Raw genomic sequence first — 19,211 nt, 5'->3', positions numbered from 1 at the left:
TTTCACCCCTTGACGGCGCCCTGCATCACACCGGCGACGATCTGCCGCCCGAGCACGAGGAACACGATGAGAACCGGAACCGTGGCGAGCGTGGTCCCGGCGAGCACGAGCGAGTAGTCGACGTAGTAGCCGCTCTGCAGCTTCTCCAGGGCGACCTGGAGAGTCGGGTTGTCGGCGTTGAGCACGACGAGCGGCCAGAGGAAGTCGTTCCAGGACTGCATGAACGTGAACACACCCAGCATCGCGGCCGCCGGGCGGGCAGCGGGCAGCGCCACGTGCCAGAACGTGCGCCACAGGCTGCAGCCGTCCATCCGCGCCGCCTCGACCAGTTCGTCGGGGATGGCGTCGAGGAGGTACTGCCGCATCCAGAACACGCCGAACGCGGTGACGAGGTTCGGCACGATCACGGCTTCCAGCTCACCGGCCCAGCCGAACTCGGCCATCGCCATGTAGAGCGGGATGATGCCGAGCTGGGTCGGCACCGCGAGCGTCGCCACGACGAACAGGAACAGCACGCCGCGGCCGCGGAACCGCAGCTTGGCGAACGCGAACCCGGCCAGCGTCGAGAGCAGCACCACCGACAGCGTCACCGTGCCGGACACGATGAAGCTGTTGCCCAGTGCCTTCCAGAACGGGACCGTGTCGAACACGCGCACGGCGTTCGACCAGAAGTTCCCGCCGGGGACCAGCGTGAAGTCACCGGTCAGCACCGAGTTGTCGCGGCTCGCGACGAGGAACGACCAGTAGAACGGGAAAGCGGAGCCGAGCACGAACGCGGCGAGGATGCCGTAGATCGCGAAGGACGGTCGCTTCGTCATTTGACGGCCCTCCTGGTGAGGAAGAAGTTGAGGACCGCGACACCGATCACGACCAGGAACAGCGTCCACGCGATCGCGGAGGCGTAACCGAGGTCGAGCCCCTGGAAGGCCGTCTGGTACAGGTAGAGCACGACGGTCTGGTACTGGTGCTCCGAGCCACCGCCGCTGCCGCCCGACGGCTCGAACAGCTTGGGCTCGGTGAAGATCTGCAGGCCGCCGATCGTCGAGGTGACGATCACGAAGATCAGCGTGGGCTTCAGCATCGGGAGCGTGATGCTGAAGAACCGCCGCAACGCGCTCGCGCCGTCCACCAGCGCCGCCTCGTACACGTCGCGCGGGATCGCCTGCATCGCGGCGAGGATGATCAGCGCGTTGTACCCGGTCCACCGCCAGTTGACCATGGACGCGATCGCGACGTGGCTGCCGAAGGTGCTGGCCTGCCAGTCGATCGGGCTGATGCCGATCAGGCCGAGCACGTCGTTCACCAGACCGTACTGCGGGCCGAACAGGTTGCCGAAGATGATCGTCAACGCCACGAGGCTCGCGACGTAGGGCAGCAGCACGCCCATCCGCCACCCGGTGCGGGCGCGCAGGTTGGCGTTCAGCAGCGCGGCGATCACGACCGCGACGATGATCTGCGGGACGCTCGAGAGCAGGAAGATGCTGAACGTGTTGAACAGCGCGTTCCAGAACTGGCCGTCGTCGAACAACGTCCGGTAGTTCTCGAGGCCGATGAACAGCGGCTCGTCGGCGCCCACCTCCCAGTCGAACAGGGAGACGTAGGCCGTGTACAGCAACGGGAACAGCCCGATGGCACCGAAGAGCACGAAGAACGGTGCGACGAACAGGTACGGCGAGACCTTGGCGTCCACGTGGGACATCCGGTACCGCCGCGGAGGCCGCGGGCGAGCCTCCTGTGCTCGCCCGCGGTCCACCTTGGAGAGAGTGGCGGTCACTACTTGGCCGCCTTCTGAGCGCCCTCGACAGCGGCCTTCCACGCCTCTTCGGAGTTCTTGCCCTGCTCGACCGACTGCAGTGCCGGGCTGAACACGGTCTCCTGGATCTGACCATCGGCCGGGCCCTTGTACTGCGCGGCCTTGATCTTCTTGGCCTGCGTGGCGAACAGCGCGCCGGCCTTGACGTCACCGAAGTAGGCGTTGGTCTGCTCCAGCAGCTCCGGCGCGTCGAGCGCCTTGACCTGGCTGGGGAAGGTGCCCTTGGCCTTGAACGCCTTGATCTGCTGCTCCGGCGCGGTCAGCCACGCGGCGAGCTCGGCGGCCTTCTGCGCGTTCTTGCTCTGCTTCGGCACGGTCAGGTACGAGCCGCCCCAGTTGCCGCCACCGTTCGGGAACGCGTCGGTGACCGCCCACTTGCCCTTGTTCTCGGGACCGGCCTGGGTCTCGACCACGCCGAGCATCCACGACGGGCAGGTCTTGGTGGCGAACTTGCCGAGCTTGAAGCCCGTGTTCCACTCGGGGCTGAACGCCGCGAGCCGCGCCGACTGTCCCTTCGCGACAGCCGCGGTCACGGTGTTCCAGTCCTTCTTGATGTCGGCGTTGGTGTCCACGACGAGCTTGTCGGACTTGTCGTAGTAGCCGGTCTCCAGCTGGTTGTGCATCGCGTTGTAGACCTGCGCCGCGCTGTCGAACCAGGCGACGCCGGGGACCTTCGCGATGAACTGGTCACCGGCGGCGAAGTAGCTGTCCCACGTGGCGAAGAGCGCCTTCACGCCCTCGGGGTCGGACGGCAGCCCGGCCTGCGCGAACAGGTCCTTGCGGTAGCACATGGCCAGCGGACCGATGTCCGTGCCGTAGCCGATGAGCTTGCCGTCCTTGCTGGTGATCGCGTCGGTCTTCCACTGCAGCCAGCGACCGTCCTCGACCTTGGGGCCGATCTCCTTGAGGTCGTTGAACTGCCCGGACTTCGACATCACCTGGCTGAGGTAGCCCTCTTCGACACCTTCGATGTCGGCGAGGCCGGACCCGGCGCCGAGCTTGGTGAACAGGTTCTGGTGGTGCGGCTGCCCCTGACCTGTCTTGCGCTGCGTGATCTTGATGTCCGAGTGGGCTGCCTCGTACTCCTTGAACAGCTCCTCGTACCCGAACTCGTTGAACGTGGCGATGGTCAGCTCGGTCTTGCCGTCTGCGGTCTGAGCGGCCCCGCCCGACCCGCACGCGGTCGTGGCGGTGGCGGACACGGCGGCACAGATCAGCACGCTGACCCAACGGTGTCGCACGGGAGAACTCCTCTGGTCTCGGCGGGCGGATTCTGGGAGCGCTCCCAGGTGCCGGTGAGTGTCGTACTGGTGTCGAGAGTGTGTCAAGACACACCCAGGCCGGGAGCTGCTCGTTTCCACGCTGGTGGGTGGGGTGACCTCGTCGTTTTGACGGAGGTCACAGTTGAGAAAACTGGGAGCGTTCCCGGAATGATGTCGTTTGGGTTAACGCTCGGTGCGGGTACAGGTACAGACCGCTTCGGCGGGTGCGGGACCGGTTGGGGGAGTGGGGGTTCACGCGGGTGGCCGCACTCGGAGTGGTCGGTGGAACGCCGGACGGCACGCGGCGCGCATCCGGGTCGGCGCCGCCCCTACGCGCTCTCCCGCCTCACCAACGACGTCGGCAGCAGCAGCGACGGCGGCAGCCCGTCCTCCCCGGCCAGCTCCGCGAACAGCCTCCACGTCAGCGTCCGCCCCAGCTCCTCCACGTCCTGCCGCACCGTCGTCAGCGGCGGGGTCGCGGTCGAGGCCAGCAGCGAGTCGTCGAACCCCACCACCGCCACGTCCTGCGGCACCCGCCGCCCCCGTGCGTGCAGCACCTGCAGCCCCCCGATGAGTCCGCCGCCACACCGCCAGGCCGGTCTCCGCCGGCGCCCCGCCGCCAGCCGCTCAGCCGGTCCTGGCCGGCTGCCATGTCGCGCGGGCCCGTCACCGTGGCCATCCGCGAGCGGCCGAGGGACACCAGGTGCCGGGCCGCTTCCAGGCCGCCGGTGAAGTTGTCCGAGTCGACGAACGGGACCGCGGCCGAGCCCAGCGGCCTGCCGGCGACGACCACCGGGAGGCCGAGTGCGTGCAAGCGGTGGGGGAGCGGGTCGTCGCCGTGCAGGCTCACCAGCAGGCAGCCGTCCACGTGGCCGCCGGAGAGGTAGGCGACCAGGTCGTCGTGGTCCTGGGGGCGGCTGAGCATCAGCAGCAGCTGGACGTGCCGACCGGCCAGCTCGGCGTGCACGCCGCGCAGGATGCCGGCGAAGAACGGGTCACCCAGGACGCGGCCGCCCTGTTCGGAGACGATCAGGGCGATGGCGCGGGCCCTGCTGCCGGCCAGGGTGCGGGCGGCCTGGTTCGGGCTGTAGCGCAGGCGGGTGATGGCCTCGTGCACGGCGTCGCGGGCCTTGGTGCTCACGTACGGCTCGTCGTTGATCACGCGGGAGACCGTCGACTTCGACACCCCGGCCAGGCGTGCGACCTCCTCGATGCGCGGACCGAGGCGGCGCGGCCTGTCGATCTCCGTCATGCGTCAATCGTAGAAGTTGGTCCAGGCCAATTTTGAACCGGTCGAAACGGGCGCGTCCCCGGCACGACACTGTGCCGGGGACGCGGCGGGAGCCGGCCGGAAGGCCGGGGTTGGGCTCGGTGCGGAACGCCTGGGCGCGCAGAACGGCCCGCACCGAAACTCGGTCAGGGTTGCGCACCCCACGCCAGTGCGCCGCCGGAGTGGGCGGTGACCCGGTCGAAGTCGGACAGCGAGCTGCTGACCCGGTAGCTGTGGTCGTCGGACTGGTCGAAGCCGGACCAGTCCGACTTCGCCACCCGCACCTGGATCTCGCCCGTGCGCGCGTTTGACGCCAGACTGCCGGACGGGAACGACACCTCGAGGTACGCGTCGGCACCAGGACGCGCGGTCACCGGCACGACCCGCAGCCGCACGTTCGCGCAGCCCATCTGCGCCCAGTCGCACCACACCTGGTAGCCGGCCGCGGACTCACCCGTGAACCAGTACCGCATCGTCACGCCGCTCAGGTCGACGGCGGCACCGAGGTTCGTCAGCTGGAGCGTCGCCCCTACCTGACTCGTCCGAGCCGCCCCAGAACCCCTGTGCTGCACCGACAACGTGCTCCGCGTGCCGGGCAACGTGCGCACGCTGACCGGCGCGCTCTCCGCCGACACGTTTCCGGCGGCGTCCCGCGCTCGCACCGTCAACGAGTACGCCGTGTCGGGCGTGAGGCCCGTCAGCACCAGGCTCGGCGACGCGGAAGCACCGACCACGGCACCACCGGACAGCACCTCGTACCCGCTGACACCCACGTTGTCCGTCGATGCGGTCCAGCTCAGCGACACGCTCGTGGCACCGGCCCCGGACGCCGTCAGTCCACTCGGGACAGAAGGCGCCACCTCGTCGACAACACCACCACCGGGTTCCTGTCCCCACACCGTGCGCCCGTCCTGGCGCAGCACGATCCGGTCGGTCTGCACGACGGTGTTGCCGCTGCCGAGCCCCACGTACGACCAGTCGTTGGTCGGATCCCACGTGCCGGTGCTGGTGATCCGGAACTGGACCTCCTTGCGGAACGCCGACTGCCCCGCCGGAGCGACCCCCGTGCACGGGATCTCGACGAACCACACCGCGCCGCGGTACTGCGCGGGAGCACTGGCGGCACCGCACTGGTTGTAGTTCGTGGTCACGCTGAGCTGGCTCGGCGTCGTGGCGCCGTCGAGCGTGAAGTAGTAGCGCAGCGTGCCGTTGAACGTCCGCGCCGGCCACGCGCTCTTGTTCAGCACGAACGCCTTGACCTCGGTGAACTGCGCGGCGCCCTGGTTGACCGACGCCTGCACGGTCAGCTCGGGGCCGTCCGGGGTCTCCGACACCGGGAACGAGGCCAGCGGCGTGCCGCCGTACTCCTGGTACAGCCGCGCCAACGCCCCGGTGAAGCCCGCGTTGTAGTCCAGCGCGACCTCGTTCATCACGTAGTCGCTGCGGCTGTCGGTGTAGGCGTCGTTGTTCGTGCTCGGTCCGCCGACCAGGGCGCCGTACAGCACGTGCCGGCTGGTGACCGGTTCCTGGATGGTGTCGGCCCACGCCCCGTGCGCGCCGCGGTGGTGGGGGTTGCGCGGCGGGTTCGCGCCGAAGCCGACGACGTAGCTCGCGTTGCGCGGGTTGTCACCCAAGGCGTAGTTGACCTGCCGCACGCCGAAGTCGTGGTAGGTGCGAGCGCGCGCACTGTCGCGAGTGGAGAGCCAGTCCGAGTACACCAACGCGGCGAACGCGGTGTTCGCGGCATAACGCAGCGAACCCCAGCTGTCGAGCACCGCCTGGCCACCGGGGGAGTAGCGCACCCGGTTGCCGTTGTAGCCGGTGGTCCAGTAGTCCAGCCAGCGGTTGGCGTCGGCGATGTACGACTGCTCGCCGGTCAGCTTCGCCATCAGCACGTACGCGCCGTAGGACTTGTCGTCCCACGCGATGGTCCACTTGTAGGACCGCTCGGTGCTCTGCGGTTCGGTGCCGAGCTTCTGGTACTCCGTCTTCGCCTTGGTCAGGTAGCTCGCGTCACCGGTCGCGCGGTGCAGCCAGATCGCACCCCACACCAGCTCGTCCTGGTAGCCGCTCCACGAGTTGTAGAAGGTCGCCGCGTCCGTGATGCACGAGCTGTACTTGCCGCGGTAGGTGTCCGCGAACGTGAAGAGCTGCTTGGCGTGCGTGAGCAGCGTGGTCGCGTAGGCGGGGTCGGTGTCGCGGAAGACCATCGAGGCCGACGCCATCGCCGCCGCGTACTCACCGGCGAGGTCGGAACCGGGGCAGGAGGCGTCCACCTTGTACGAGGGCCGCGCCATCGGCATGACCTCGGCCGATCCCCACCAGGCGTGGTCGGGGTTGCCCGCGCCGACCTGCCCGTAGACGACGTTCGGCGACGGGTGCGCCTTGATGATCCAGTCGGTGCCCCACCGCAGGTTCGCCATCAGGTGCGGCAGCTGCCCCGAGCCCGCGTAGGCCGCGCGGTTCTCCACGGCTCCCCAGGCCAGCATCGACATGCTGAACGCGAACGGCAGCCCGAACTTCACGTGGTCACCGGCGTCGTAGAAACCGCCGGACAGGTCCAGCCCGACGTCGGAACCGTCGCGCACCGCGGAGTCAGCCCGCCAGCTCACCCGGTTGTCCCGCGGCAGGACACCTGACCGCTGGGCGTCGTAGAACCACACCGACTTCTGCAGCGCCTCGGCGTAGTTGAACGCGGGCGCGGCCACCGAGGCCGGCACCAGCGGGCCGGTCATCACCACGAGCAGGGCGGCGAGCGCGACTGCCGCAGCTCTCGACATGCGTCTGTGCACGTGAGCCTCCGATGCCGGGAAGGGAAATTCTGGGAGCGCTCCCAGGTTCGGGACTGTAACGGTCACGAAACCAGTCCGACAGTCCCGTTGTGCTGATTTCTTCGTCCACTCGGCCATTTGCCGCAACTTTCGCTTAACGGGCAGCCGCGCAGGTAGATCGTCATTTCGAGCAGCATGGCCGGATCGGCCGATCGTGCAACGGAAATCGGCAACGCGCAGTACGTGAATCCGGGTGCCGGCCGTCGTCGTTGCTCAGAACGCGTGACGGCCGCGGCTTTTCGCCGACTACGTGAAGTGCAACGTGAAATTCGCTTTCGTATCGACCACAGTTCGACAAGCCTTTCCCAGCCGTGCTCGGGGTGGCTACAGTCCGGCACCGACTGGGAGCGCTCCCAGCTCCCGGTCCAGGGGTCGAACAGGGCGCGGACTGCCACGGTGCGGCGTCGTGGCGGCTGCGACGGCCCCTTACGAGCGCTCCCTCCGGACGTGCGGTCCGGAGGGAGCGCTCCTCCGAAGCCAACCCCGCCCGCCGGCGAAAGGTGTGTGCCATGAGCGGACTTCGCGACAGACTCGAGGCGGTCCGCCGTCGCGGTGCCGCGCTGACGGCGGCACTCGTGGCGGTGGCGGGGACCATCGGCCTGGTCGTGGCCGCCCCGGCGGCCCCGGCCGCGGCGGCTCCCGGCTGCAAGGTCGACTACACCGTGCCCAGCCAGTGGAGCGGTGGCTTCACGGCGAACGTGGCGGTGACCAACCTCGGCGACCGGGTCGACGGCTGGCGGCTGACCTGGACCTGGCCGTCCGGCCAGCAGGTCACCCAGGCCTGGAACGCGACCGTGACCGCCGACGGCAGCCAGGTCACCGCCGCCAACGCGGGGTACAACGCGGTCATCGCGCCGAACGCCACGGTCTCCTTCGGCCTCAACGGGAGCTGGTCCGGCACGAACACCGCCCCGGCGTCGTTCGCGCTCAACGGCGTCACCTGCACGGGAGCCCCCGGCACGTCGACGACGACGACCACCACCACGACGACCAGCGGCCCGCCGCCCGGTGACGCGATGGCCCAGGTCGCCGCGATGCAACCGGGCTGGAACCTCGGCAACAGCCTCGACGCCACCGGTGCCGACGAGACGTCGTGGGGCAACCCGCGCATCACGGAAGCGTTGCTGGACAACGTGAAGGCGCAGGGCTTCAAGAGCATCCGCATCCCCGTGACGTGGGGTCAGCACCAGGCCGCGGCACCGGGCTACACCATCGAGGCGGCCTACCTCGCCCGCGTCAAGGAGGTCGTCGGCTGGGCTCTCGCGGACGGCTTCCACGTGATGATCAACATCCACCACGACTCGTGGCAGTGGATCAACACCATGCCGGCGGACCGGACGAACGTGCTCAACCGCTACAACGCCATCTGGACCCAGCTCGCGGCCGCGTTCAAGGACTCCCCGGCGAAGCTCGTGTTCGAGAGCGTCAACGAACCCCAGTTCACCGGCAGCTCCGGCGACGCGCAGAACGCCCAGCTGCTGCACGAGCTCAACGCGTCGTTCCGCGACATCGTGCGGCGCTCCGGCGGCGGCAACGCCAGCCGCCTGCTCGTCCTGCCGACCCTGCACACCTCCTCCGACCAGGCCAGGCTCGACGAGCTCGCGTCGTCGCTCACCACCTTCGACGACCCCAACATCGCCGCGACCGTGCACTACTACGGCTACTGGCCCTTCAGCGTGAACGTCGCCGGCGGCACGCACTTCGACGCCACCGCCCAGAAGGACCTGACCGACTCGTTCGACCGCGTCCACAACACCTTCATCGCACGCGGCATCCCGGTGATCCTCGGCGAGTACGGCCTGCTCGGGTTCGACCGGCACACCGGCACCGTCCAGCAGGGCGAGAAGCTCAAGTTCTTCGAGCTGTTCGGCCACTACGCCCGCACCAAGAAGATCACCACGATGCTCTGGGACAACGGCCAGCACTTCGGCCGCACGTCGTTCCAGTGGAGTGACCCCGAGCTGATCGCGCAGATCAAGTCGAGCTGGACCACCCGCTCCGGCACCGCCTCGACCGACCAGGTGTTCAGCGCGAAGGCCAGTGCCATCAGCGCCAAGACGATCACGCTGAACCTCAACGGCACCACGTTCTCGGGCCTGCGCCAGGGTTCCACCGAGCTGACGCGCGGCACCGACTACACCGTCTCCGGCGACCAGCTCACCCTGAGCGCGGCGCTGCTGACCCGGCTGAGCGGATCCCGCGCCTACGGCACCAACGCCACGATCACCGCCCACTTCTCGCAGGGCGTGCCGTGGCGGATCAACCTCATCACCTACGACGTGCCGGTGCTGCAGAACGCGACCGGCACCACGGCGGCGTTCTCGATCCCGACGAGCTTCCGCGGCGACCTGCTCGCGACGATGGAGGCGAAGTACGACGACGGTTCGAACGCGGGCCCGCACAACTGGACGTCCTACAAGGAGTTCGACCGCACCTTCGCGCCGAACTACACCGCCGGCACCACCACCCTGACCGCCGACTTCTTCGCCGAGGTCAACGACAACCGGCGCGTCACCCTGACGTTCCACTACTGGAGCGGCGCCAAGCTGACCTACTTCGTCACGAAGTCGGGCAGCGCGGTCACGGGTTCGACGAGCTGATCCCGGCCGCCCGAGCTGCGCGCGCCGACAGCGCGGCGAACGCGGCGCGCAGCTCGGGCGGCCCCACCACCTCGACCTCGGCGTCGAACCGGGCGAGCTGCGCGGCCAGCGATGCCCACGACCAGGACCCGGTCAGCAGCCGGGTCCTGCCGGGTTCGACCTCCTCGACCGTGTCACCACCCGCGAACGGAGCCACCTCGCGGACCGGCAGCCCGAGCACCACCTCACCCCGGCAGGGCCACGCAGGGGTGTCCGATCCCTTGAACCGCGCCGCCAGGAACGCCGCCACGTCACCACCGGGCACCTCCCGCGGCGTGAACCGCGGCCCGTTCGGCGTCCGCAACGTCATCCGGTCGGCCCGGTAGGACCGCCAGTCCTCCCGCTCGGAACTCCACCCGACGACGTACCACCGGCCCGCCCGGCTGACGAGGTGGTGCGGCTGCACCCGGCGCGGCGGCCCGTCGCGATCTTCGGCACCCGGCGCCCGGTAGTCGAACCGCAGCTCCTCCCGAGCCCGGATCGCGCCACTCACCGCGAGCAGCACCTCGGTGTCCGCCTGCGGCCCGCCACCGGCCGTCCCGACCTCCAACACGTCGACCCGCCGCCGCAACCGCGACGGCAGCACCTGTCGCAACGTCACCAGCGCCCGCGCGGCCGCCTCCTCGATCCCCGCACCGGTCCCGACCGCGATCCGCAGCGCCACGGCCAGCGCGACCGCCTGCTCCTCGTCGAACAGCAGCGGCGGCACCTCGCTGCCCGCCTCCAGCCGGTACCCGCCGTCGGGCCCCTTGACCGCGTGCACCAGGTACCCGAGCTCGCGCAACCGGTCCACATCCCGCCGCACCGTGCGTTCGCTGACGCCCAGCCGGTCGGCGAGCAGCACACCCGGCCAGTCGCGGCGGACCTGCAGCAGCGACAGCAGCGCGAGCAGCCGTCCGGAGGTCGTGGTCGAGGAGGCAATCGGCATGGATCCGATCCTGGCACAAGTAGCGGACGTTCCCTGTCCGCTACTACCGGCAGAGTGCTCCTCAGCACCGGAAACGTCCGGCGCACCACCACTTCGAAGGACTACCGATGTCGCTCAACGCAGTCACACACCTGAACTTCCGCGGCCAGGCCAGGGAGGCTCTCGACTTCTACGCCTCGGTGTTCGGCGGCAAGGCCACCATCGCCACCTACGGTGACTTCGGCATGCCCGCCGACCTGCCGGGCGCCGCGAACGTCGTGTTCGGGCAGGTCGTCGCGGACAACGGCTTCCGCGTCATGGCCTACGACGTGCCGGGCGCCGACCAGCCGTTCACGCCGGGCGAGCCCACCACCCGCCGGGAGAACGGCACGACGATCACGACCGAGCCGTTCTTCCTGTCCGTGCGCGGCGAGAGCGTCGAGGAGGTCGGCCCGCTGTGGGAGCGGCTGGCTGAAGGTGCCACCGTGGTCGAACCGTTCGGCCCGGCGCAGTGGGCGCCCGCGTTCGGCATGCTGACGGACCGGTTCGGCGTGACCTGGATCCTCGACGTCGCCGCCGCGTACTGACCCCTCCACCGCCACCCGCATCTGCAAGTACCACCAACTCTTGATCAAACAGCCGCCAGCTGCACCCAACCTGTTCGCCACCTGACGAACCGGTGTCGAGGGGGAGCTCGTGCCGCGCCGGCGGTTGACAGTAGGGAAGTGCTTGTTGGCGTTGAGTTGGTGGTATTTGCAGACGTCGACAGGGGAGGGCGAGAGGTTGAAACGATTCATGAGAATGTCCGATTGCGGACAGCCTGCTCCGGTGTGACTTGACACACTCCCTGACGCGTAACACTCTGGCCGTCGCCGCTCGCGATTGAAACGTTTCATCCAGCGACGAAGGTGGAGGCGACGTGCGCAGACGGGACTTCCTCAGGACATCGGCCGTCGGGCTGTCCGCGACGGCGTTGCCGGTGGCCGCCGCGGGGGTGGCCGCCGCGCAACCGGAAGGGCCGGGCCGGATGCGGGTCGAACGCACCACCGTGGAGTACGCGGAGACGGTGCTGGGCACGGACGTCACGGCGCCGCGGCTCGGCTGGGTGCTCGCGGCGGGTGGGACCGGGGCCCGGCAGACCGCCTACCAGGTCGAGGTCGGCTCGGCGCCCGGCCGGGCGGACGTCTGGCAGTCCGGCCGGGTCGCCTCCGACCGGACCGGCGGAGTCGCGTACGCGGGCAAGGAGCTGAAGCCGCGCACGCGGTACCACTGGCGCGTGCGGTGTGGGACGGCGCCGGCGGGTGTCGCCGTGGAGCGCGTCGAGCTGGTGGAGACGGCGTTGCTCGGCACGGCCTGGCAGGCGCGGTGGATCGGCGCGGCGGACACCTCGATCGGCTTCGGCTCGGCGGCGTGGATCTGGTCGGCCTCGGCGCCGCCGCAGAGCCGGTGGTTCCGCACCAGGGTCGACCTGCCCGCCGGCGCCACCAGGGCGCGGGTCGTGGCCACCGCGGACGACGACTTCACGTTGTATGTCAACGGGTCCGAGGTGCTGCACGTGCCGCAGGAGACGGACGTGTGGAAGGTCGGCCAACGCGCGGACGTCACGAACCTGGTCCAAGGGCCGGTGGTGCTGGCCGCGCGGGCCACGAACCGGTCGGAGGGACCCGGCGGGTTCCTGCTGAGGTTGCTCGTCGACCTGCCGGGCGGGCAGCGGGAGGTCATCACCGGGCCGGGCTGGAAGGTGGCCGAGACCGAGCAGCCCGGTTGGCAGGCACCGGAGCTCGACGACTCCGGCTGGGCCGCGGCGACCGTGCTCGACCCGTACGGGCAGGGACCGTGGGGTGCGAACGTGACGGTCCGCGAGCAGCCGGCGCCGTTGCTGCGCAAGGAGTTCGGCCTTGCCAAGCCGGTGCGCGGGGCTCGCCTGTACGTGAGCGGGCTGGCGTACCACGAGACCGAGATCAACGGGCGCAAGGTCGGGGACCGGGTGCTGGATCCGGGTTTCACCGACTACGACAACACCGTGCTGTACGCGGTGCACGACGTCACGGACCTGGTGCGGAAAGGGCGCAACGCGATCGGCGTGACGCTCGGGCGCGGGTTCTACGGCATGAAGTCGCCGAACGTGTGGCGCTGGGAGCGGCCGCCGTGGCACGACGAACCGAAGGTGCTGGCCCAGCTGGAGATCGAGCACCCGGACGGCACCCGCACGACGATCGCGACCGACGAGACCTGGCGGATGACCGACGGGCCGACGCTCACCAACTCGCTCTACACCGGCGAGACCTACGACGCGCGACGAGCCCCGCGCGACTGGACCAAGCCGGGCTTCGACGACAGCGCGTGGACCGCCACACTTGCGAGGCCCGCGCCGAAGGGCACGCTGAAAGCCCAGGAACACGAACCGATCCGGGTGGTCGAGTCCGTCACGCCGACGGTCACCACGCTGAAGCCGGGCGTGTTCGTCGCGGACATGGGCCGCACGATGTCGGGCTGGACCTGGCTGCGCGTCACCGCACCCGCGGGCACCGTCGTCCGGCTCAAGCACGGCGAGACGCTCAACCCCGACGGCAGCGTGCGCATGGAGAACGGCCACGTGACCGGCGCCCGCCAGCAGCTGGACGAGTACGTGTGCGCGGGCGGCGATGAGACGTGGGAACCGAGGTTCTCCTACAAGGGCTTCCGGTACGTCGAGGTGGCCGGGCTGAGCACCGCGCCGGAGCTCGTCGGCCGGGTTGTGCACTCCGACGTGCCGGTGGCCAGCACGTTCCGGTGCTCCGAACCGTTGTTCGAGCAGTACGACCAGGCGATGCGGCGCACGGTCGCCAACAACCTGCACGGCATCCCCACCGACACCCCGACCTACGAGAAGAACGGCTGGACCGGCGACGCCCAGGTCGGCGCGCCGTCGATGCTCGCCGAGTTCGGCCTGGCGAAGTTCTTCACCAAGTGGCTCGGCGACCTCGCGGACAGCCAGGACGCGGCCGGGCAGATCCCGGTGATCGTGCCGAGCGGCGGCTGGGGCTACCGCGAGCTCGCACCCGCGCCGGAGTGGACGACGGTCTACCCGTTCGTGCTGCGCGAGATGTACCGGACCTACGGCGACGACCGGCTGCCCGCACAGCACTGGCCGGTGCTCACCCGCTACCTCGACTGGGAGATCGGCCGGCTGCAGAACGGCCTGGCGGTCACCGCGCTCGGCGACTTCCTGCCGCCCGGCTCCGGTGGCATCCCGCCGGAGGACACCCGGCTCACCGCCACCGCCTACCTGTACCGGGCGCTGCTGCACACCGCGGAGCTCGGCGACGTGATCGGCAAGCCGGTCCCGCGCTACCGCGAGGTGGCCGCGAGCTTGCTGACGGCGTTCAACCAGGCGTTCCTCGACCCGAGCGGCTACTACCGCACCGCCCAAGACCCCGGCTACCGGCAGACCTCCAACGCGGTCCCGCTCGCGTTCGGCATGGTGCCCGCCGGATCCGTGCAGGCCGTCGCCGACCGGCTCGCCAGGGAGGTGACCGCCAACGGCAACCACGTCAACGTCGGTTGCCTCGGCGCCCAGGTGCTGCTGAAGGCGTTGAGCGACAACGGGCACGCGACCGTCGCCCACGCCATGGCCACCGAGCGCTCCTACCCGAGCTGGGGCCACTGGTTCGCCAACGGCGCGGAGACCATGTGGGAGATGTGGGACACCGGCACGCGGTCGCGCAACCACTACTTCAAGGGCACGGTCGCGCAATGGCTGTACGAACACGTGGCCGGGCTGGTGCCGGGCGACGCCGGGTACAAAACGTTCGTGGTCCGTCCGAACGCGACAGTCGGCGTCTCGTGGGCACGGCTGGAGTTCGAGAGCGTGCGCGGGCGGATCGGCGTGGCGTGGGCGAAGGTCGACGGTGCGCTGAAGCTGACCGTCGAGGTGCCGGTCGGGTCCACCGCCCAGGTGCACGTGCCGCACGAACGCGGTGTCGCGGTCGTGTCCGTGCCACACGGGCGGTGGGCGTTCACCGGGGGAGGTAGCGCCGCAACGGCTGCGACTGCCGTACCAGCCTCCTGAGCTCGGCGAGCGGGCCGTGGACGGCGGCCACGGCCCGCGCCTGCACCAGGACGTTGCCCAGCGCCGTGGCCTCGGCAGGTCCGGCGACCACGGGGAGGCCGCACGCGTCGGCGGTGAGCTGGCACAGCAGCTCGTTGCGGGAGCCGCCGCCGACGACGTGCACGACCTCGACCTCCTTGCCGGACAGGCGTTGCGCGTCGGCGATGGCGTCGCGGTGGGCGGCGGCGAGGCTGTCCAGGACGGACCGGACGATCTCGGCGGAGGACTCTGGGACGCGCCGGTCGTGGTCGCGGCACCACTGCTGGATCCTGTCGGGCATGTCACCGGGTGGGAGGAACACGGGGTCGTTGGGGTCGAACAGCGAGCCCTGGGCGTGTTCGGCTTGCCGCAGCAACGGTTCCAGCGCGGTGTCCCAGCGGCGCAGGCACTCCTGCAACAGCCACAGGCCCATCACGTTGCGCAGGTAGCGGATCGTGCCGTCGACCCCGCCCTCGTTGGTGAAGTTCGCGGCTCGGCTTTCTGGCGTGAGCACGGGGGAGGAGAGCTCGACGCCGACCAACGACCAGGTGCCGCAGGAGATGTAGGCGAACCGGTCGGTCTCCGCGGGCACGGCCACCACGGCGGACGCGGTGTCGTGCGAGCCGACCGCGGTGACCGGGACGCCCTCGAACACCCCCGCCGGGTCGCCGGGGTGGCGCAGTTCAGGCAGCAGACCGGGTGGCAGCGCACGGGTCAGCTCGGAGGACCACCGTCCACCGCGGACGTCGATCAGCCCGGTCGTGGTGGCGTTGGTGTACTCGGCGCCGCGTTCACCGGTCAGCCAGTAGGAGAGCAGGTCGGGGATCAGCAGCAGCTGGGAGGCGTGCGGCAGCAGCGGTTCGGCCATCAGCTGGAACATCGTGTTGAACGGCTGGAACTGCAGCCCGTTGACCTCGTACAGCCCGTCCGGCGGGGTGATCGAGGCGGTGCGGGCGTCCCGGTAGTGCACCGGGTTGCCGAGCAACGCCCCGCGCTCGTCGAGCAGGCCGTAGTCCACGGCCCAGCTGTCGATGCCGATGCTGCCGACCTCACCGGCGAGGCCCAGGCCGGTCAGCACCTCCCGGTACAGGCCGAGCACGTCCCAGTGCAGGGTGTCGCGCAGGCGCACCGGCCCGTTCGGGAACCGGTGCACCTCCTCGACGTGCACGGTGCCGTCGGCGACGACACCGCGCACCACCCGGCCGCTGGACGCGCCGAGGTCGACGGCCGCGACCGCCGTCATCGCAGGAACGCCGCGGCGACACCGGCGTCGACCGGCACGTGCAGCCCGGTCGTCAACGACAGGTCGCCGGCGGTCAACGCCACCACGGCCGCGGCCACGTGGTCGGGCAGCACCTCGCGCTTGAGCAGGGTGCGCTGGGCGTAGAACGCGCCGAGCTCCTCCTCGGGCACGCCGTAGACGGCCGCGCGCTGGGCACCCCAGCCGCCGGCGAAGATCCCGGAGCCGCGAACCACGCCGTCCGGGTTGATGCCGTTGACCCGGATCCCGTCACCGCCCAGTTCGGCTGCCAGCAACCGGACCTGGTGCGCCTGGTCGGCCTTCGCCGCCCCGTACGCCACGTTGTTCGGCCCGGCGAACACCGAGTTCTTGCTGGAGATGTAGATGATGTCGCCGCCCATGCCCTGCGCGCGCATGACCTTCGCCGCCTGTTGCGACACCAGGAACGACCCCTTGGCCATCACGTCGTGCTGCAGGTCCCAGTCGGCCTCAGTGGTTTCGGCGAGCGGCTTGGAGATCGACAGGCCGGCGTTGTTGACCACCAGGTCGACGCCGCCGAACGCGAGCACGGCCGCACCGAACGCGTCGGCCAGCCCGGCCGAGGAGGTCACGTCCACGGTCACCGGCACCGCCACGTCGGACGACCCGATGCCCTCGGCGACCTCACGGGCGCTGTCGCCGTCGCGGTCGGCGACCACGACGCAGGCGCCCTCGGCAGCCAGTCGCTGGGCGATCGCCCGACCGATGCCCGAGCCGCCGCCGGTGACCAGGGCGACTCTCGTCGCGAGCGGCTTGGGCTTCGGCATCCGCCGCAGCTTGGCCTCCTCCAGCGCCCAGTACTCGATGCGGAACTTCTCGCGTTCCTCGATCGGCGCGTACCGCGACACCGACTCGGCGCCGCGCATCACGTTGATGGCGTTGACGTAGAACTCGCCGGCCACGCGCGCGGTCTGCTTGTCGCGCCCGAAGCTGAACATGCCCACGCCCGGCACCAGCACGATCGCCGGGTCCGCGCCGCGCATCGGCGGGCTGTCCGCGTCCGCGTGCTGTTCGTAGTAGGCCCGGTAGTCGTCGCGGTAGGCCTCGTGCAGCTCCTTCAACCGCGCCACGGCGTCCTGCAGTGGAGCGGTCGGCGGCAGGTCGAGCACCAGCGGCCGGACCTTCGTGCGCAGGAAGTGGTCGGGACACGACGTTCCCAGCGCGGCCAGCTCGGCGTGCCGTTCCCGGGCGAGGAAGTCGAGCACCACGTCGGAGTCGGTGAAGTGGCCGACCTGCGGTGAGTCCGTCGAGGCCAGCCCGCGGATGACCGGTGCCAGCTCAGCGGCCCTGGCCCGGCGTTCCTCGGCAGCCAACGGCTCGTGCACCACCGGCCCGAACGGCTCGGCGCGCCTGTGCTCGTCCAGATACCGCTGGGCGGTCTGGATGATCTCCAGCGACCGCGCCTCGCACTCCTCGCTCGTCGCACCCCACGCCGTGATCCCATGGCCACCCAGGACCACGCCGATCGCCTCCGGGTGGTCCCGGTGGACGGCTGCGATGTCCAGCCCCAGCTGGAACCCCGGCCGCCGCCACGGCACCCACGCCACCCGGTCGCCGAAGCACGCCTTGACCAGCGCCTCGCCGTCGGCCGCGGTGGCGAACGCGATGCCCGCGTCCGGGTGCAGGTGGTCGACGTGCGCCGCCTCCACCAGCCCGTGCATCGCCGTGTCGATCGACGGCGCCGCACCGCCCTTGCCGTGCAGGCAGTAGTCGAACGCGGCGACCATCTCGTCCTCGCGCTCAACCCCGGGGTAGACCTGCGTCAACGCCCGCAACCGGTCCAGCCGCAACACCGCGAGCCCGGACTCCGTCAGCGTCCCGAGATCACCGCCGGACCCCTTGACCCACACCAGGTCCACCGGCTGCCCGGTCACCGGGTCCTCTTCGGACCCCTTGGCCGAGGTGTTGCCGCCCGCGTAGTTCGTGTTGCGCGGGTCGGAGCCCAACCGGTTGCTGCGTCCCAGCAGTGCTTCGACCTGGCTCATCACGCGCCCCACCCGGCGGCCTCGCCACCGACTCGTTCCCGGACGATCTGCTCGGCGTACCCGGACCGCCGGTACGCGGCCATCGGGTCGGGGTCCAGCCCCATCTCCTCGCGCAGCTCCCGCAACAGCGGCCGCACGTCGGTGTTGTAGGCGTCCATCAACGCCCCGTTCGCCGCGAGCACGTCACCGGCCTGCTGCGCCTGGGAGAGTTCTTCGCGGTCGACCAGCAGCGCCTTCGCCGTGGCCTCCTGGACGTTGAGCACCGAGCGGATGATCGCCGGGATCTTCGGCTCGATGTTGTGGCACTGGTCGAGCATGAACGCGATGCCCGCGGCCGGCTTCAGCGCGTCGGCCAGCACGATCTCGTGCATGATCCGGAACAGCTGGAACGGGTCGGCCGAGCCCACCATCAGGTCGTCGTCGGCGTAGAACCGCGAGTTGAAGTCGAACGCCCCGAGCTTCCCGGCGCGCAGCAGGAACGACACGATGAACTCGATGTTCGTGCCCGGCGCGTGGTGCCCGGTGTCGATCACGACCTGCGCCTTGTCGCCCAGCTGCGTGCAGTGCGCGTACGCCGTGCCCCAGTCCGGCACGTCGGTCACGTAGAACGCGGGCTCGAACAGCTTGTACTCCAGCAACATCCGCTGGTCGGCACCGAGCCGTTCGCACGTGGCATGCAACGCCTCGGCGAGCCGGTCCTGCCGCGACCGGATGTCGTCCTGACCGGGGTAGTTGAGCCCGTCGGCGAACCACAGCTTCAGGTCGCGCGACCCGGTCTGGTCCATGATGTCGACGCACTCCAGCAGGTGCGCCAACGCCTTGCGCCGTACCGCCGGATCGGGGTGCGTGACGCTGCCGAGCTTGTAGTCGTCGTCCTGGAACACGTTGGAGTTGATCGCACCGAGCGCCACCCCGCGGTCACGGGCGTACGACGCGAGCTTGCCGTAGTCGTCGACCTTGTCCCACGGGATGTGCAACGCGACGGTCGGCGCGACCCCGGTCAGCCGGTGCACCACCGCCGCGTCGTCGATCTTCTCGTACGGCGTGCGTGGGACACCCTGCTGCGCGAACACCTTGAACCGGGTGCCGGAGTTCGCGTACGCCCACGACGGCGTCTCGATGCGCTGCTCGCGCAGCGCGGCCTTGACGTTCATGG

11 protein-coding genes and 1 pseudogene are annotated in these 19,211 nt (G+C 70.0%); 3 read left to right on the top strand and 9 right to left on the bottom strand.

Going from position 1 to position 19,211, the window contains the following annotated elements; genetic code table 11:
- Positions 1-2: 2 nt before the first annotated feature.
- The 5 genes and pseudogenes from BBK82_RS39225 to BBK82_RS39205 all read right to left on the bottom strand — a co-directional run bounded on the left by BBK82_RS39225 (position 3) and on the right by BBK82_RS39205 (position 7,125).
- Positions 3-818: a carbohydrate ABC transporter permease gene (locus BBK82_RS39225; protein ID WP_065919462.1), complete on the bottom strand. Its 816-nt coding sequence runs from the start codon at positions 816-818 to the stop codon at positions 3-5.
- Positions 815-1,774 (bottom strand): carbohydrate ABC transporter permease, encoded by a 960-nt coding sequence (locus BBK82_RS39220; protein WP_065919461.1) that lies wholly within the window; start codon positions 1,772-1,774, stop codon positions 815-817. Before BBK82_RS39220 ends, BBK82_RS39225 begins: the two co-directional genes overlap by 4 nt.
- Positions 1,774-3,054 carry an ABC transporter substrate-binding protein gene (locus BBK82_RS39215; RefSeq protein ID WP_065919460.1) on the bottom strand — a complete coding sequence of 427 codons (1,281 nt, stop codon included), beginning with the start codon at positions 3,052-3,054 and terminating at the stop codon, positions 1,774-1,776. Before BBK82_RS39215 ends, BBK82_RS39220 begins: the two co-directional genes overlap by 1 nt.
- 350 nt (positions 3,055-3,404) lie before the next feature.
- Positions 3,405-4,327 (bottom strand): annotated as a pseudogene (locus BBK82_RS39210) (LacI family DNA-binding transcriptional regulator).
- Between the two features lie 164 nt (positions 4,328-4,491).
- Positions 4,492-7,125 carry a glycoside hydrolase family 9 protein gene (locus BBK82_RS39205; protein WP_065919459.1) on the bottom strand — a complete coding sequence of 878 codons (2,634 nt, stop codon included), beginning with the start codon at positions 7,123-7,125 and terminating at the stop codon, positions 4,492-4,494.
- 560 nt (positions 7,126-7,685) lie between these two features.
- Between BBK82_RS39205 and BBK82_RS39200 the strand changes: the two genes are divergently transcribed.
- Entirely contained in the window at positions 7,686-9,776 is a 2,091-nt protein-coding gene (locus tag BBK82_RS39200; RefSeq protein ID WP_083268480.1) for a cellulase family glycosylhydrolase, read from the top strand.
- On the opposite strand, the gene BBK82_RS39195 is transcribed toward BBK82_RS39200, so the two are convergent.
- Positions 9,757-10,743, bottom strand: coding sequence for a helix-turn-helix transcriptional regulator (locus BBK82_RS39195; RefSeq protein WP_065919457.1), 987 nt, complete (start codon positions 10,741-10,743; stop codon positions 9,757-9,759). The genes BBK82_RS39200 and BBK82_RS39195 overlap by 20 nt on opposite strands.
- A gap of 107 nt (positions 10,744-10,850) precedes the next feature.
- On the opposite strand from BBK82_RS39195, the gene BBK82_RS39190 reads away from it, so the two are divergent.
- Complete coding sequence (locus BBK82_RS39190) at positions 10,851-11,309, top strand: VOC family protein (RefSeq protein ID WP_065919456.1); 459 nt, start codon at positions 10,851-10,853, stop codon at positions 11,307-11,309.
- 332 nt (positions 11,310-11,641) lie between these two features.
- Positions 11,642-14,773 carry a family 78 glycoside hydrolase catalytic domain gene (locus BBK82_RS39185; protein ID WP_065919455.1) on the top strand — a complete coding sequence of 1,044 codons (3,132 nt, stop codon included), beginning with the start codon at positions 11,642-11,644 and terminating at the stop codon, positions 14,771-14,773.
- Here BBK82_RS39185 and BBK82_RS39180 read toward each other — a convergent pair.
- From BBK82_RS39180 to rhaI, 3 genes are read right to left on the bottom strand one after another with little or no spacing between them, the layout of a single operon-like run.
- Positions 14,721-16,034 (bottom strand): rhamnulokinase, encoded by a 1,314-nt coding sequence (locus BBK82_RS39180; RefSeq protein WP_065919454.1) that lies wholly within the window; start codon positions 16,032-16,034, stop codon positions 14,721-14,723. The genes BBK82_RS39185 and BBK82_RS39180 overlap by 53 nt on opposite strands.
- The gene (locus tag BBK82_RS39175; protein ID WP_065921709.1) at positions 16,031-18,055 is read right to left on the bottom strand and encodes a bifunctional rhamnulose-1-phosphate aldolase/short-chain dehydrogenase; all 2,025 of its coding nucleotides are present in this window, start codon (positions 18,053-18,055) and stop codon (positions 16,031-16,033) included. The genes BBK82_RS39180 and BBK82_RS39175 overlap by 4 nt, the downstream gene beginning before the upstream one ends.
- Entirely contained in the window at positions 18,055-19,209 is a 1,155-nt protein-coding gene (rhaI, locus tag BBK82_RS39170) for an L-rhamnose isomerase (protein ID WP_065919453.1), read from the bottom strand. Before rhaI ends, BBK82_RS39175 begins: the two co-directional genes overlap by 1 nt.
- Positions 19,210-19,211 lie beyond the last annotated feature (2 nt).

The organism is Lentzea guizhouensis, from assembly GCF_001701025.1.
Classification (GTDB): Bacteria; Actinomycetota; Actinomycetes; order Mycobacteriales; family Pseudonocardiaceae; genus Lentzea; species Lentzea guizhouensis.
The sequence above is the reverse complement of the archived record's forward strand: the minus strand, read 5'-3'. Positions and strand labels throughout refer to the sequence as shown.

Coding starts and splice junctions, on each gene's coding strand:
- BBK82_RS39225 (WP_065919462.1), bottom strand. CDS start 818: ATGACGAAGCGACCGTCCTTCGCGATCTACGGCATCCTCGCCGCGTTC.
- BBK82_RS39205 (WP_065919459.1), bottom strand. CDS start 7,125: ATGTCGAGAGCTGCGGCAGTCGCGCTCGCCGCCCTGCTCGTGGTGATG.
- BBK82_RS39200 (WP_083268480.1), top strand. CDS start 7,686: ATGAGCGGACTTCGCGACAGACTCGAGGCGGTCCGCCGTCGCGGTGCC.
- BBK82_RS39195 (WP_065919457.1), bottom strand. CDS start 10,743: ATGCCGATTGCCTCCTCGACCACGACCTCCGGACGGCTGCTCGCGCTG.
- BBK82_RS39190 (WP_065919456.1), top strand. CDS start 10,851: ATGTCGCTCAACGCAGTCACACACCTGAACTTCCGCGGCCAGGCCAGG.
- BBK82_RS39180 (WP_065919454.1), bottom strand. CDS start 16,034: ATGACGGCGGTCGCGGCCGTCGACCTCGGCGCGTCCAGCGGCCGGGTG.
- BBK82_RS39175 (WP_065921709.1), bottom strand. CDS start 18,055: ATGAGCCAGGTCGAAGCACTGCTGGGACGCAGCAACCGGTTGGGCTCC.
- rhaI (WP_065919453.1), bottom strand. CDS start 19,209: ATGAACGTCAAGGCCGCGCTGCGCGAGCAGCGCATCGAGACGCCGTCG.